Origin of the sequence: Acinetobacter sp. XH1741 (assembly GCF_041021895.1) — a bacterium.
Taxonomy (GTDB): domain Bacteria; phylum Pseudomonadota; class Gammaproteobacteria; order Pseudomonadales; family Moraxellaceae; genus Acinetobacter.
This window is the reverse complement of the sequence record NZ_CP157428.1, coordinates 1,701,938-1,716,865: the sequence shown is the minus strand read 5'-3', so window position 1 is coordinate 1,716,865 and position 14,928 is coordinate 1,701,938. Positions and strand designations below refer to the sequence as shown.

Annotated in this window: 13 protein-coding genes; 9 read left to right on the top strand and 4 right to left on the bottom strand. The window is 39.4% G+C overall.

Annotation, left to right across the window (positions count from 1 at the left end; all coding sequences use genetic code 11):
- Positions 1 to 23 precede the first annotated feature (23 nt).
- The 3 genes from ABLB96_RS08170 (at position 24) to ABLB96_RS08160 (ending at position 3,247) form a co-directional block, all read left to right on the top strand.
- The gene (locus ABLB96_RS08170; RefSeq protein WP_348896420.1) at positions 24 to 413 is read left to right on the top strand and encodes a PaaI family thioesterase; all 390 of its coding nucleotides are present in this window, start codon (positions 24 to 26) and stop codon (positions 411 to 413) included.
- A 33-nt stretch (positions 414 to 446) separates the two neighbouring features.
- Positions 447 to 2,198, top strand: coding sequence for a tannase/feruloyl esterase family alpha/beta hydrolase (locus tag ABLB96_RS08165; protein WP_348896421.1), 1,752 nt, complete (start codon positions 447 to 449; stop codon positions 2,196 to 2,198).
- 143 nt (positions 2,199 to 2,341) lie between these two features.
- The gene (locus ABLB96_RS08160; protein WP_348896422.1) at positions 2,342 to 3,247 is read left to right on the top strand and encodes a DMT family transporter; all 906 of its coding nucleotides are present in this window, start codon (positions 2,342 to 2,344) and stop codon (positions 3,245 to 3,247) included.
- A gap of 11 nt (positions 3,248 to 3,258) precedes the next feature.
- On the opposite strand, the gene ABLB96_RS08155 is transcribed toward ABLB96_RS08160, so the two are convergent.
- Complete coding sequence (locus tag ABLB96_RS08155; RefSeq protein WP_348896424.1) at positions 3,259 to 4,323, bottom strand: AraC family transcriptional regulator; 1,065 nt, start codon at positions 4,321 to 4,323, stop codon at positions 3,259 to 3,261.
- A 129-nt stretch (positions 4,324 to 4,452) separates the two neighbouring features.
- On the opposite strand from ABLB96_RS08155, the gene ABLB96_RS08150 reads away from it, so the two are divergent.
- Positions 4,453 to 5,913 (top strand): coniferyl aldehyde dehydrogenase, encoded by a 1,461-nt coding sequence (locus ABLB96_RS08150; RefSeq protein WP_348896426.1) that lies wholly within the window; start codon positions 4,453 to 4,455, stop codon positions 5,911 to 5,913.
- A gap of 82 nt (positions 5,914 to 5,995) precedes the next feature.
- Here the strand turns inward: ABLB96_RS08150 and ABLB96_RS08145 are convergent, their stop codons facing one another.
- The 3 genes from ABLB96_RS08145 to ABLB96_RS08135 all read right to left on the bottom strand — a co-directional run bounded on the left by ABLB96_RS08145 (position 5,996) and on the right by ABLB96_RS08135 (position 10,117).
- Positions 5,996 to 7,459: an amino acid permease gene (locus tag ABLB96_RS08145; RefSeq protein ID WP_348896428.1), complete on the bottom strand. Its 1,464-nt coding sequence runs from the start codon at positions 7,457 to 7,459 to the stop codon at positions 5,996 to 5,998.
- Between the two features lie 331 nt (positions 7,460 to 7,790).
- Complete coding sequence (gene astA / locus ABLB96_RS08140) at positions 7,791 to 8,885, bottom strand: arginine N-succinyltransferase (RefSeq protein WP_348896430.1); 1,095 nt, start codon at positions 8,883 to 8,885, stop codon at positions 7,791 to 7,793.
- Positions 8,882 to 10,117 (bottom strand): aspartate aminotransferase family protein, encoded by a 1,236-nt coding sequence (locus tag ABLB96_RS08135; protein WP_348896432.1) that lies wholly within the window; start codon positions 10,115 to 10,117, stop codon positions 8,882 to 8,884. The genes astA and ABLB96_RS08135 overlap by 4 nt, the downstream gene beginning before the upstream one ends.
- A 135-nt stretch (positions 10,118 to 10,252) precedes the next feature.
- On the opposite strand from ABLB96_RS08135, the gene ABLB96_RS08130 reads away from it, so the two are divergent.
- From ABLB96_RS08130 to ABLB96_RS08110, 5 genes are all read left to right on the top strand, one after another.
- A complete protein-coding gene (locus ABLB96_RS08130) occupies positions 10,253 to 10,675 on the top strand; it encodes an Lrp/AsnC family transcriptional regulator (RefSeq protein ID WP_348896434.1) in 423 nt (140 codons plus the stop codon).
- A gap of 319 nt (positions 10,676 to 10,994) precedes the next feature.
- On the top strand, positions 10,995 to 12,425 hold the full coding sequence (locus ABLB96_RS08125) for a gamma-aminobutyraldehyde dehydrogenase (RefSeq protein ID WP_348896435.1): 1,431 nt from the start codon (positions 10,995 to 10,997) through the stop codon (positions 12,423 to 12,425).
- 28 nt (positions 12,426 to 12,453) lie between these two features.
- A complete protein-coding gene (locus ABLB96_RS08120; RefSeq protein ID WP_348896436.1) occupies positions 12,454 to 13,224 on the top strand; it encodes a nuclear transport factor 2 family protein in 771 nt (256 codons plus the stop codon).
- A 59-nt stretch (positions 13,225 to 13,283) separates the two neighbouring features.
- On the top strand, positions 13,284 to 14,003 hold the full coding sequence (locus ABLB96_RS08115) for a FadR/GntR family transcriptional regulator (RefSeq protein ID WP_191108524.1): 720 nt from the start codon (positions 13,284 to 13,286) through the stop codon (positions 14,001 to 14,003).
- A 65-nt stretch (positions 14,004 to 14,068) separates the two neighbouring features.
- Positions 14,069 to 14,776, top strand: coding sequence for a cache domain-containing protein (locus ABLB96_RS08110; protein WP_348896438.1), 708 nt, complete (start codon positions 14,069 to 14,071; stop codon positions 14,774 to 14,776).
- Positions 14,777 to 14,928 lie beyond the last annotated feature (152 nt).

The following is a 14,928-nucleotide window of genomic DNA, read 5'->3' as shown; positions in this document are numbered from 1 at the left end:
AATTCAGCATGGACCCCTTCACTATGGATCAAAAAACTTTAGAACACTTACCACCCATCCATCACCATTTAGGTGGACATAATATTCATTGGAATGAAGAAAATACTGAACTCACCATCCATTACATGGCACTAGAAAGCTTTACCAACCCTCGTGGCACCGTTGAAGGCGGCATGATCTGCGCCATGCTTGACGATGTAATGGGGCTTTTTGCATATCTTGCCAATGACCGTAAACCAGCCACCACCATTAACTTGACCATGGATTTTTTAAGGCCCTGTGCGGTAGGCGAAGTTATTACAAAATGCCGCTTCATTAAACAAGGGAAAACCGTACTGAATCTCGAAAGTGAAGCTTGGCAAAACAACAAAATGATTGCACGAAGCACAGCTAATTTTCTGGTTTTAGATTAATCGCGACCATTCATTCAATAAGGATATGAATAAATGAATTACACCAACAATAAACGAATTTTGACCTATTCCGCTTTAATGCTTGCCATGCTTGGCGCTTTGGCAGGCTGTGGAAGTGATAATAACGACACATCATCTCCCTCAACAACAAAACCACCTCAGTTGTCGCCTGCTGTAGGCGCAAAAATGACAGGAAGCTGCTCAGATCTGACTGGTTTTCATTATGACAATACAGTCATTAGCTCTGCTACCCTTCAAGAGGCTGGCACATTGACTGTAGCCAATAAACCGATTGGTGCTCACTGTTTAGTTAAAGGTTATATGGGTCAACGTGTAAGTCCTGTTGATGGACAAACCTATCAAATTGGTTTTGAAATGCGCTTACCAATAGACTGGAATGGCCGTTTTCTCTATCAAGGCAATGGTGGAACCGATGGTAATTTAGTACCCGCAACAGGTCAGGTTGGCAGCGGTGGTCCACTCACCAATGCCCTACATGACGGTTTTGCGGTCATTTCTTCCGATGCCGGACATAACTCTTCACAAAATCCAATGTTTGGTTTAGACCCTCAAGCCAGAATCGACTATGGCTACGGTGCTATAACCAAACTCACACCGATGGCAAAAAATCTGATTAAAGCTGCATATGGTAAATTGCCAGACCGCTCTTATGCAGGTGGTACATCTAACGGCGGACGACATGCCATGATTGCCGCAACACGTTTAGGCGACCAATATGATGGAATTTTGGCAAGCACCCCGGGTTTTCATTTACCTCGTGCAGCCGCAGCTCAACTCTACACAGCTCAGCAGCTTCGTCGTGTCGCAACAGATGAAAATGACCTAAGTACTGCTCTTACCCTTTCAGAACGCAAAGTATTAGCAAAAGCGATTTTAGATCGATGCGATGCTTTAGACGGTGTTGCAGATGGACTGGTTCAAGATGTCGAAGCTTGTCGTACTGCTTTTGATATTCACAAAGATGTACCCGTTTGCTCAAGCACAAGAGATGGCACATGCCTAAGCACCGAACAAATTGATGTGTTAGCCAACATTTATCGTGGCCCTGTAAATTCTGCTGGACAAGCACTCTATGCAACCCAGCCTTTCGACCCCGGTTTAGTCGGTAGTAACTGGGCAAGCTGGAAATTCGAATCTTCGGTAGGAACAGCACGTGACCCTGTTGCAGTCGGGATTCTTTTTCAAGTTCCACCAGATCCAACCGTGACTCAAAACTCTAGACAATTTGCTTTTAATTTTAACTTCGATACCGACTATCCAAAACTCTCGGCAACCAATAATGTGTACACCGAAAGTTCGATGTCATTTATGATGCCACCCGATGAACTTAATCTAGATAAACTCCGTGATCACGGTGGAAAAATGATTGTAGTACAAGGTACAGCAGATGGCGTTTTCTCTGTAGATGACACCAAAAATTGGTACGATCAACTACTCCAACACTATAAAAATGATGTGAAAGGTACAGCACCTGAATTTGCGCGTTTCTTTAGAGTTCCGGGCATGAACCATACCCGTGATGGCATTGCAACCGATCAATTTGACGCATTGACTGCTTTAGTCAACTGGGTCGAATATGGGCAAGCACCTGACAAAATTATTGCGTCAGCACGCGGCGTAGGTAACCTAGGTGGTCAGATTAATACGGAACTTCCGCAAGACTGGGCGCCAGACCGTACCCGCCCACTTTGCCCTTATCCACTGATTGCCCGTTACAATGGTCAAGGTGATAGCGAAAAGGCTGAAAACTTTAGCTGTAAATAACATCCAATAAGATAAAAAGAGAGCTAAACAGGCTCTCTTTTTTATTTTGTTAAGTATCACTATCGAATCATTATTAAATGATATTTCATCCAAACCTAGCATCACTGTTAAGATAACACCGAAAACTAAAAAGTCATTTCGATATGCAAAATCAGACTGCTCAAACTCAGCCCTCGACTCAACTTGGAAAAGCACTGCTTTGTCTTATGACATCGGCTTTATTATTTTCCATTATGGGAGTGTGCATTCGTTTTGCTTCACAAACAGTGGACAATGCAACTGTTGTGTTTTTTAGAAATGCAGTGGGTTTATTTATTTTTATTCCGATGCTTTTAAAGCAAGGCTTAGACTTTGTTAAAACCGATAAACTCTGGATGCACACGTGGCGAAGTCTAGTAGGACTTGCTGCCATGTATGGTTTTTTCTATGCGATTGCTAACTTAAAACTCTCAAATGCCATGGTTTTTAGTTATTCATCACCTATCTTTATTCCACTGATTGCATGGCTTTTCTTAAAAGAAAAAATTACTAAATCGATGATTTTTGCCGCTGTGATTGGTCTATTTGGGGTTTTATTCGTCGCTAAACCCGACCAAGGGTTATTTAATGCATTGTCTTTTATTGGTTTGGGTGCATGCTTTTTATCAGCAATGGCTTTTGTCACTGTAAGAGCTTTAACCAGCACAGAACCACCTGAACGTATTGTTTTTTACTTTTGTATTTTTGGTAGTTTAATTTCATCTATTCCAATGTTCTGGCATTGGCGCATTTTCACTTGGCATGAATTAAGTCTGCTTATTGTCGCTGGTCTTTTAGCAAACATTAGCCAACTATTTATGTCTTATGCTTATAGCCTAGCCCCAGCCGGACAAATTGGCCCCATGAACTACATTGCCATTATTTTTGCAGGAATATGGGGATTTGTTTTTTGGCATGAATTACCAGATCTATTCAGCATTATCGGCATATTTATTATTTTATTTGCCATATTGCTCTGCAATCCATTTTTACAGAAAAAGTTACTCTCTCGATTTAAGATACAGATATAAGTCATTCTAATTTAATACTGTAGCCGATACTCATTCGGTGAAATGCCTGTCCAATGACGATAGGCTTTTCTAAAATTAGAAGTATCTGAAAAGCCAATTCTCTCCGCAATCTCGTCTATGGTTAAAGTCGTCTCTCTCAAATATTCATCGGCAAGACGGCGCCGAGTTTCATCTAACAATTCTTGATAGGTGAAATCAAAACCTGCCAAACGCCGATGTAAGGTACGCTTTGACATATGTAAGCGTTCAGCCATTTCTTGAGCTGATGGAAAAAGCCCTGTTCCATCCAATAATATTAAACGGATTGTTTTCACTAACTCAGGCTCTTCAAGTTCATCTGTACCTAGCATTCGCTCACAAAACGACTTACACATATCCGCAGTAATCGGGTTGGCATTTGGGCAAGGTACATCGAGCCACTTTAAATCAAAGTGCCATTGCATCACCCCAGCATTGAATTGAACAGGGCAATGAAAAACTTTTTCATATTCTTCCGCATAGTCAGGCGCAGGATATGGCAATAAAAGTTTTTTTGCCTGAAAAGGTCCTTCAAGCACACGTTCAATTAAGGTTTGCATGGAGCTAAACCAGAACTCGCACACCAAAGGCAGAAGCTTACCCAGTGCAATAATGTCCTGCCCTTCAAAAACGGCAGCGTCATCTCGAATATAAAAAGACTTCTTTAAAATAGGCCCTGCAAGCTTAATGTGTCGAATACCAAGCTCTACCGCTTGTCTAAAATTACGCGAAGAATATAGCGCGTAACCATACACCCCAAAATCTGACAACCGCTGCTTTTGCCCTGCGTGTAGTCCAATGAGTGGATCGTGAGATAGTTTTTGAATATTTTGAAATAGCTGAATTTTTTGGACTTGAGAAATATATAAAGAGGATTGATTCATCGTATCTGGCGAAATATTTGTGCCAGACAGAACTTCTGATATTGAATGACCTTGTAAACGCATTTCATCAAATAAACTGGTCAAGCCCAGCAAATATGTATTCGAACCCAGAGATGTATTATTATAATTTCCTTGGATAACGGTATTTGCATTTTTATAAATATTTTTAGGCATTTAACTCACACCATCCCTAGAGTGACATGCATAATGGCACTAAACTACCTCTTGTTGTCTCAATTTAACATCGACCATACCGTGCTTCAAGCATAAAGTATGATAAGCAAAAGTATGGAAGGAACAATAATGGAAAGCTCCACTTTAAAAGAATATAGCGGCTCTGCCACTGAACATATGGAACTTATTTTTTACAAACAACGTGCCAATTTTGAGGCAGATCCTTACCCAAGCCTTGAGGCACGCCGCACAAAACTGCATCAACTCAAAAAACAAATTATTCGTTATCAAGATGCTTTAGCTGCCGCGATTAATGCTGACTTTAGTTCAAGATCACTTGATGAATCTAAACTATTAGATTTGCTTGGCTCTGTGTTAGAGGTAGATCATGCGATTCATCATTTACGTCGCTGGATGCGTCCAAGTAAACGCCGTACTGAGCTTTTGTTTTTATCGAACCGTTTAAGTGTGCAATATCAACCTAAAGGCGTGGTTGGTGTCATTGTTCCTTGGAACTTTCCTGTTTATTTAGCACTTGGTCCACTCATTGCCGCATTAGCTGCGGGCAACCGAGTTATGATTAAACTTCCAGAAATTACCCCGAATACCAATGCAATGGTACGACGCATGCTTGCCGAAGTTTTCAATGAAGATGAAGTGGCGGTTTTTGGTGAAGAAATCACAGACCCAGCAAGATTTACCTCTTTACCATTTAACCATATTGTCTTTACAGGTTCTCCTACTATTGGCAAAGTCGTCATGCGAGCTGCTGCTGAAAATCTAACGCCTGTTACGCTTGAGTTAGGTGGTAAATCACCTGCTATTGTAAGCCGCAATTACCCGATTGCTGACGCTGCTAAACGTATTACGCATGGTAAAGCAACCAATAGTGGACAAATCTGTGTAGCGCCTGACTATGCGTTGGTTCCAAAAGAAAGTATTGATGAATTTGTTGAAGCTGCGAAATCAAGCTTTATAAAAATGTTTGGTCAAAACATCGTAAACAATGAGAATTACACATCGATTGTAAATGACCGCCATTTAAAGCGCATTCAAGATATTTTGACCGATGCACAAGAAAAAGGTGCACGCATTATTCCTTGCGACACGTATAGCTTTGACCAACAAGGTCGTAGAATGCCTGTGCATATTGTGCTGAATTGCACGCCAGATATGCGCATTATGAAAGAAGAACTCTTTGGCCCTATTTTACCTGTGGTGGCTTATGATTCTTTAGATGATGCCATTACCTATGTGAAATCGGACGAACGACCATTGGCACTTTATTACTTTACACATAGCTCGGTAGAGCGTGATCGAATTTTACGTGAAACTCATTCAGGTGGTGTAACCATCAATGACTGGGGCTGGCATGTAGTCAACCATGATGCTCCTTTCGGCGGTATCGGTAACTCAGGTATGGGGTCATATCATGGTGAAGAAGGTTTCCGTGAACTTTCTCATGCCAAAACTGTATTTATACGCCATCGGTTTTTCCCGACTCAGCTTTTCCACCCTCCTTATGGAACATTCCTTCAAAAATTAGCGATTCGCTTTTTCTTGAAAAAAGGTGATCCTAATATTAAATAAAGTGTATAAAAAAAGCCTCGTAATGAGGCTTTTTTATCGGGTTTAAAATAATAAGATTTCTAATAAAACCACTAAAATTTATTTAAATATAATCAACCTTTTGAGCTTTTAAAATATCAAGCTGCAACATCTTTTTCTTTTTATATTTATAGGCAATAAATAAGCCAACAAACCATACTGGTGAGAACTCTAAAGCAATCAGTGTGTCATGATCTAAAGCTAAAATCACGATAGTAAAAACTAAAAATAACATGGTTAGCCATGCCATAAATAAGCCACCCGGCATTTTATATTTTGACTGAATATGTAATTCAGGGCTTTTCTTACGATAATAAATATATGAAAGCACAATCAACATAAATGTAAAAATACATAAAATTGAAGTGAGTGCTGAGATAATCGTAAACGCAGTCATAACATTTGGAACAATAAATAAAATAGATGTTCCAAGCGTTACACAAGCCATTGAAAACACAAGCCCTCGAATTGGAACTTTTCTTTTAGACAACTTACTAAAGCTTTTCGGTGCATCATTGTCTAATGCTAAACCGTACAACATACGGCTGGTTGCAAAGATTCCACTATTTGCTGAAGAAAGTGCTGACGTTGCCACAACAAAGTTAATTAAACCCGCAGCAATTGGTAAGCCAACTAAAGTAAACATTTCTACAAATGGGCTTTTTTCTGGTGAAATTTTTGCCCAAGATGAGACTGCAATAATACAAACCAATGCACCTACGTAGAACAATAAAATACGTAAAGGAATAGAGTTAATGGCTTTTGGAAGTGAAGTATGCGGGTCTTTGGTTTCTGCAGCAGTTGTACCCACCAGCTCAATACCTACAAATGCAAATATGGCAATTTGGAAGCCCGCTAAGAAACCTGTTACGCCATAAGGAAACATAGATTGTGTTTCAAACAAATGGCTCATCGAAGCTTTGACGCCATTTGGAGAAGTAAATCCAGTCCCAATTAAATATATACCAGCCAGAATAAACAAAATAATTGCGGTAATTTTGATGAGTGAGAACCAAAATTCGAGCTCACCAAACAGTCGAACTGCCACAAAATTTAATATGGTTAAGATAGCTAATGAAGTAAATGCAGGGATCCAGACGGGTAAATCGGGATACCAAAACTGCATGTACCCTCCGATCACAATCACATCGGCAATGGCTGTAATAATCCAGTTACACCAATACGACCAACCTAGAAAAAAGCCTGCCCATGGACCTAAATAAGCGGTTGCAAAATCGGCAAATGTTTTAAAGTTCGTGTTAGCAAGTAATAACTCGCCCATTGCTCGCATCACGAAGAAAAAGAAAAAGCCAATAATTAAATAGGTTAAAATAATTGAAGTCCCGGAAACACTTAACGTTTTTCCAGAACCCATAAATAATCCAGTACCAATTGCACCGCCAATCGCAATCATTTGAATATGACGGTTGGTCAATGAGCGTTGCAATTTCTCCTCTTCTTGCTCAGTCATATGCTGACTACCAAGGAGGTCTCCTTCCAGGAACTGCTTTCCTTTCTTATTACTCATGTAATATTGACTCCAATTTATAGCAACCGTTATAAATGTTTTAATAATATGAGTGACAGAGGTTTCGTTTGAACCGAATAAATCATCCTACAAATATTATTAAAACCACTTATAATTTAGTAAATTCCATTTTTAAATCTTAAAATAGTTATTTAAAACAATAAAATATATGCCATAGAACTATCCTGTTATTCCGCATCATCTTAATATTTAAAGTGAAACTACAAGCCCCACTCATTCAATTAAGATGATGTATATCCATATCAAATTTTTGATTCAGGGATAATATAGTATTCCTCGTGAAATTTGGTGAGTTATAAAAACTCACTGCCTAATTAACCACCATTTGCAAATGTTGATTATTTTCCAACCTTTTTACAGTTTTTGTTTTTGAAACCTGCTGAACATTAATACTCAGTACACGAACCAATGCACCATTTTGAATATTGAGCTGTTTCGCCTGTTCGGTACTCAGTTTTAATTGATTTTGAGAGGGCGAGCTGTACACCACAATTGCCCGATAATTTTCATAATCGTCATTAGCAACAATGTTTGGTTCATCACTTAAACTTAAGTGAGCAGACTCTACAACTTGTACAGTCGCAATTTGACTTTCTTTGATAGCTCTTAAATTTTCAATATCGGCTTGTAGCGTTGCTCCGCCATCAAAAATATCGACATAGCCTTTATAGCGAAGCCCTTCTTCTAGCAAAAGATTGTAAGCAGGTCGCGTATTTGGATGAACCATACCAATTGCAGCCTTAGCATCGTCCGGCAACATATCGACATAGAGCGGATGTCTTGGCATCAGCTCGGCAATAAATGCCTTTTGCCCTACGCCACTTAAATAATCGGCTTTAGTAAATTCAATATCAAAAAACTTATGGCCTACGGCATTCCAAAATGGCGACTGTCCAGTTGCATCTGAATAACCACGCATTTCAGCCACAATCGTTTCTTCAAAATATTGGCGAAACGCAGATAAGAATAAGAAGCGAACTTTAGATAAAAACTTGCCATTTTTATTTAAACGGTAGTCTGGATCTAAAAATAAAGTGCAGAGCTCGCTACAGTTGGTATGGTCATTACTCAAGTACAAAGTCGGTAAAGCTTTATAAACACTAAGCGGTTCAGAGGCATGAACTTGGGTTCCCACATGGAAGTTGTACCAAGGCTCTTTTAAACCCAGTGCAACTTCAATACCACAAACACCTACGACTTTATTCAGTTCAGTATCTTCTAAAACAAATAAATAGACCTGATCTGCTTTTGGTAATTCACCCCCAACCGTTTTACAGGCGCGTTCAATACGTGCAGCCAACTTTTCCATATTTGGCTGCAAAGATGTCAAACCAAAACCCGCTTTTTGAGCCAAAAGGTAAAGATCATTAACATCCTTAGGTTCAATGTAGCGAATAATCATCATGCGGCTTGTTCATCCTTTTGAATTTCGACAAAGCGAGCAAGGGCACGTTCAAACAGTTTTAAACCTTCATCAATATCAGCAAATGGAATAATTAAAGACGGTGTAAAACGCACAACATTTGGTCCAGCAATCAGACTCAGTAAACCTTCCTCACCCGCAAGGTTATTAATATCTTTTGCTTTACCTGCAAACTTATCTTTTAAGGCACAACCGATTAGTAAACCTTCACCGCGAATTGTTTCAAAAACTTCATATTCTTCATTTAATTTATTTAAAGCTTTTTTATAGTAGTCATGACGTTCTTTGACGCCGTTAAGCACTTCTGGCGTATTAATAAACTCAAAGACTGCACCCGCAACTGCACTTGCTAATGGGTTACCACCGTAAGTTGTACCGTGTGTACCCACTGAAAAATGCGGCGCAAATTTATCAGTCGTTAACATTGCACCGACTGGGAAGCCACCTCCCAATGCTTTTGCAGTAGTGAGTACATCTGGTGTAACACCAGAGTTCATATAGGCATAAAGTGCACCTGTACGGCCGACACCTGTTTGCACTTCATCAAAAATAAGTAAGGCACCAAACTCATCACACAGCGCGCGTAAACCTTTTAAAAATTCGATGTCAGCAGGAATAACACCACCTTCACCTTGAATCGGTTCAACAATCACTGCACATGTTTGCTCATTAATAACTGCTTTTGCAGCTTCTAAATCGTTAAAAGCAACATGATTAATACCGTTTGGAAGTGGTGCAAAGTCTTGTGAATATTTTGGTTGACCACCTGCTGAAACGGTAAATAAAGTACGACCGTGAAAAGCATTATTAAATGCCACAATGCCGCTTTTACCCGCAACACCACTATCTAAGCCTACTTTACGAGCCAGTTTTAATGCGGCTTCATTGGCTTCTGCACCTGAGTTACAGAAGAATACTTTATCTGCAAATGTATTTTCGGTGAGTTGTTTAGCAAGGCGTAGAACTGGTTCATTGGTATAACCGTTCCCTACATGCCAAAGTTTTGTTGCTTGTTCTGTTAATGCATTTACTGCCACTGGATGCGCATGACCTAATGCGTTTACTGCAATCCCACCTGCAAAATCGATATATTCTTTATTTTCTTGATCCCAAATACGTGAACCTTCACCACGTACAGGAATGAAATTTGCCGGTGCAAAAACTGGAACCATCCACTCATTAAAGTTGCCGCGAGAAACTGGAAAATTATTCATCTTATCTAGTCCATTAAATTGAATTATTCGGGTGAGCTAATGCCCCTATTATTCAAAATCAAATTGATTCACAAAATTTGTAATTCAGCAAAAAATGAATTATTTTTTACCACTTTGATAATTGACAATTACAATATGGACACTATTGATCAAATTATTTTAGGTTTACTTAAAGATAATGCACGGATGTCTGTAACCGAGTTAGCCGAAAAAGTTCACGTCTCAAGAGCAACCATTAAAAAGAGAATGGAGTATCTTGAGTCTTCGGGCATCATTACCGGATATACGGTTCGTTTTAAACCCAATGCAGAACGCAATGTCATCCGTGCATGGATGAGTATTATGGTCGAAGGCACCAAAGCACAATCTGTGATTAAAGAATTACGTCTAGAAAGTGCAGTTGAATGCTTGCATAAAACCAATGGCAAATGGGATCTTTTAGTCGAACTGCGCTCCGACACATTAGAAAACTTTGATAAAGTTTTAGAAAGAATTAGGAATATTTCAGGTATTTATAACACTGAAACCAGCATCTTGCTTGCCAGTCATAAAACCTGATCATTCACTTTAATTTCAAAGAATAAGAATTGATGAGCTAAGCATAAGGTTTGGCTCATCCACCCACTCATACAAAGAAATTTCCTTAAGCACCCACTATTAAAATTAAAAACCATCACGCCATAGTCCATTCTAAAAATCCTCAATAAATTTTTAATTTTTTTTAAACAATCAAATCAAAAACTTAAAATCTAATTTGATTCAAATTCTAACTTTTTTCACTCATTCCCTCCGTCATGGCATTTGACAGAAAATTTAAAACATAATACATATAGTATTATATGTTATATGTTAAAACCTAAGGACAAGGTATAAGAAAATGGCTAAAACTCAACTAAAACACTTTATTAACGGCGAATATGTTGCTAGCAAAGGAAATGATTACTTCGACCTGGTCAGTCCGGTTACTGGTGAAGTTTATGCACAATCACCTAATGCAACCGAAGCAGAAGTTGATGCAGCGTATGCCGCTGCCAAAGAAGCATTTAAAATTTGGGGACGCAGTACACCATCAATGCGTCAAAAAGCATTACTTAAACTGGCAGATGCTATCGAAGCAAATGCTGAGCGTTTAATTGAAGCGCAAAGTCGCAATACAGGTCAATTAAAACACTTAATTGCATCTGAAGAAGTCGGTGTATCGGCAGATCAAGTTCGTTTTTTTGCAGGTGCTGCCCGTTTACTTGATGGTTCAGCAACTGGTGAATATTTAGAAGGTTTAACCTCTTCTATTCGCCGTGAACCCATTGGTGTAGTTGGCCAAGTTACACCTTGGAACTATCCACTCATGATGGCAATTTGGAAAATTGCTCCTGCTTTAGCAGCGGGTAACACAGTGGTACTCAAACCAAGTGATACAACACCTGAAAGTACTCTTTTACTGGCAGAAATTGCTGCACCATTTTTCCCTAAAGGTGCATTTAACGTGGTGTTAGGTCAAGCACAGGTAGGCTCAAAAGTTGTATCACATAAAACCCCTGCTCTCGTTTCTATTACTGGTTCAGTGCGTGCCGGATTACAAGTTGCCGCTTCTGCCGCAGCAAATTTAGCGAAAGCCCACCTTGAACTTGGCGGTAAAGCGCCAGTACTGGTTTTTGAAGATGCCGACATTGATAAAGCCGTTGAAATGATTGCTTTAACAGGCTATTTCAACGCAGGCCAAGACTGTACTGCTGCAACACGTGTCATTGTGGCTGAATCTGTTCACGATGAATTTTTAAGAAAGTTAGTTGAAGCAGCCAAAAATACTCGTTTTGGCGATCCAGATGATCAAGACGCTCTTTATGGTCCACTCAACAATGCCAATCAATTAAAGAATGTTAAAGCCTTTATTGATAACTTACCTGCTCATGCCAAAGTTGAAACAGGCGGAAAACAAGCAGACCGCCCGGGTTTCTACTTTGAACCGACTGTTATTAGTGGTTTAAAACAACACGATGAAGCCATTCAAAAAGAAATTTTTGGACCAGTCATTACCGTTCAAAAATTTACCGATGAAAATGATGCAATTGAAAAAGCCAACGATGTTGAATATGGCCTAGCTTCAAGTGTCTGGACAAAAGATCACGCCCGCGCGACTCGTCTGTCACGTGAACTTGATTTCGGTACAGTTTGGATTAATACCCATATTCCTTTAACCGCAGAAATGCCACACGGCGGTTTCAAAAAATCAGGTTACGGTAAAGATTTATCTGGCTATGGTTTTGAAGAATATACCCGCGTTAAACACGTGATGAGTTCAAACGAATAATAACAATGAGTTTTGAAAGGAGATCAAAATGAATAAGCAAGAAATGAAAGACTTGGTGACTAAAGCCCATCACGAGCTATTTAATTTGCACGACACCACTGCTCTTGATCGTTATTTTTCTGAAGACTTTATAGAACACTCACCACTGGTTGCCAATGGTATTTCGGGTCTGCGTCAATTGGTAGAAGACTGCCCAGACATGCAACACGAAGCTGTACGGGTACTGGCAGATGGTGACTTGGTTGCGATACATGGCCGCTTTCAGGGATTAGATGAAAACCCTTTGGTTGGCTTTGATATTTACCGAGTAAAAGACGGCAAAATTGTGGAACATTGGGATGGGCTTGTAGCAGAAGCAGCGCCAAATGTAAGTGGTAGAACCCAATTAGACGGCCCAACCGAAATCGTAACTCACCATGACCCAGAGCAAAACCGTGAGATTGTGACGTCTTTCTTTAAGAAGTCATTAATTGATGGAAATTACGATGCTTTCAAAGAATACACTCATGGCGACCAGTTCATTCAGCATAGTCCTGATATTGGAGATGGTGTTAAAGCAGTCATTGATTTTTTGAACAATATCCGTAATGAAGGACAAGGTTTGGTATACTCCAAAACGCATCGCTCCATTGCTGATGGTCAATTTGTATTGACACATTCCGAAGGCAGTATAGCTGGAAATCGACATGCCTATTTTGAGTTATGGCGAGTTGAAAATGGCAAAATTGCTGAACTTTGGGATGCAATACCAGCTGTTCCTGAAGATGAACAGGCTGTCCATGGTTATGGCGTGTTTTAATAATTATTTATCCGCTTCATTAAGCTAAGTCTTTTGGCTTAGCTTTTAGAGAATTCGCCATGTCAGCATATACGATAATTTTTGCACCTATTGCTCAAGCAACTCGTTCGGAACAAGTTGTAGAACGCTTGGAAAATGCAATTATCTCTGGTTTGCTCAAAAGCAATGAACAACTTCCTAATGAGGCAGATTTAGCACGCTTAATGGGAGTTTCGCCAATTACCGTTCGCGAAGCTCTCAATACTTTGCGTGTAAAAGGTTTAATTGATACACGTCGCGGTAGAAATGGCGGAAGTTTTGTTTGTGAACTACCTTCAGACTTACTTTTAAACCAACATCCATTACGCCAAGCTTCAAATGAGTATCTTGCCGATTTAGGCGAGTTTCACAGTGCAATTTTAACGCATAGTGCATATTTGGCCGCTCAAAGAACCACTGAATATGAACTAGGCAAAATCAAAGAGCTCATTGAGCAATTTGAACAAGCAGTTGAAGCCGATACACGTGCGCAGCTTGATTTACGTTGCTTGCTTACACTCACCTCATTTGCTCAATCTGCAAGACTCGCAAATCAAGAACTGACCATTCAGGCTGAATGGGCTCCGCTTATCGCCGTACTTTATCGAGATGATGATTTTCACCGTGAAGTTGTAAAGCAATATCACCATCTCTTGTCATCTTTTGTTGAAAACAATGAAAATGAAGCTGTGATTCAAGCAAGAAAAATAGTTTCAATGCTCACTGACCAAATGCTTCGGTATAAGTTATCGAGTGAATAAAAATAATAAATGAGATGGCTTATCAATAATCAAGTTAGAAATATGGAATTTTAGGAGTTATAGGAATGACCCAACACTTAGATATAGAAGAGCTTCAAAATTTATTAAAAAGTGTTGTTGAGGAAACAACAACAATTACCGAAACACTCGCAAATAAAGCAAGCAAAATTCTGTCAAAGCATGCATCTGAAAAAAATGCAGATATCAAGCTTTCAACTTCAGAACGCTCCGCTTTACAGAAGGAAATAAAAAATGCGCTAAATCAGAGCCATTATAGTCAAGGAACTGGTTTTGCAAGTTATAGTCCAGCAACACAAGATGAGCAAGACTATTGGACACTCGAATGGTGGTATAAAAAAGAAGATCAATTACACCAAGCGAAACTTGAAAACTATCAAAATGCGCAGCGCTTTTTAGACTTTCGCTCATTTGAATGGTTCCACAAACCTGCTCAAGATAAAAGCCCCTGCATACATGGCCCTTACGTTGATTATATTTGTAACGGCGCCTACACCATCACCATTGCTCACCCTGTCATGATTCATGATCAGTTTATTGGTGTCATTGCGACGGATATTTTAGTTTCGGCACTCGAAAAGCTGCTTATGCCAAAACTCAAAAATATCAAGCAAAAAGCAGTCATTATGAATGATTCATCTCGGGTCATTACTTCAAATGACATTAACATCAGAACCGGGACATTGTTTAAAGAAAAGACTGCTCAACAGTTTTTCTCACGACCGTGTCAATCTTTCCAATTGGTCGTGATTTAAAAAGCAAAGAATAATAGTTCTTTATTCTAACTTTAGTGTGCCACCAAGGTGAAATAGCACTTTAAGCCTCTAGCTACTGTTCAAACTTTCTTCAATCAGACTTGTTTATTCAGGTCTAGGGGAAGTTTTGGCCTAAAAATAGCATCGCCTTT

Coding starts and splice junctions, on each gene's coding strand:
- ABLB96_RS08150 (WP_348896426.1), top strand. CDS start 4,453: ATGGAAAGCTCCACTTTAAAAGAATATAGCGGCTCTGCCACTGAACAT.
- ABLB96_RS08130 (WP_348896434.1), top strand. CDS start 10,253: ATGGACACTATTGATCAAATTATTTTAGGTTTACTTAAAGATAATGCA.
- ABLB96_RS08135 (WP_348896432.1), bottom strand. CDS start 10,117: ATGAATAATTTTCCAGTTTCTCGCGGCAACTTTAATGAGTGGATGGTT.
- ABLB96_RS08155 (WP_348896424.1), bottom strand. CDS start 4,323: ATGCCTAAAAATATTTATAAAAATGCAAATACCGTTATCCAAGGAAAT.
- ABLB96_RS08165 (WP_348896421.1), top strand. CDS start 447: ATGAATTACACCAACAATAAACGAATTTTGACCTATTCCGCTTTAATG.
- ABLB96_RS08160 (WP_348896422.1), top strand. CDS start 2,342: ATGCAAAATCAGACTGCTCAAACTCAGCCCTCGACTCAACTTGGAAAA.
- ABLB96_RS08115 (WP_191108524.1), top strand. CDS start 13,284: ATGTCAGCATATACGATAATTTTTGCACCTATTGCTCAAGCAACTCGT.
- astA (WP_348896430.1), bottom strand. CDS start 8,885: ATGATGATTATTCGCTACATTGAACCTAAGGATGTTAATGATCTTTAC.
- ABLB96_RS08145 (WP_348896428.1), bottom strand. CDS start 7,459: ATGAGTAATAAGAAAGGAAAGCAGTTCCTGGAAGGAGACCTCCTTGGT.
- ABLB96_RS08125 (WP_348896435.1), top strand. CDS start 10,995: ATGGCTAAAACTCAACTAAAACACTTTATTAACGGCGAATATGTTGCT.
- ABLB96_RS08110 (WP_348896438.1), top strand. CDS start 14,069: ATGACCCAACACTTAGATATAGAAGAGCTTCAAAATTTATTAAAAAGT.
- ABLB96_RS08120 (WP_348896436.1), top strand. CDS start 12,454: ATGAATAAGCAAGAAATGAAAGACTTGGTGACTAAAGCCCATCACGAG.
- ABLB96_RS08170 (WP_348896420.1), top strand. CDS start 24: ATGGATCAAAAAACTTTAGAACACTTACCACCCATCCATCACCATTTA.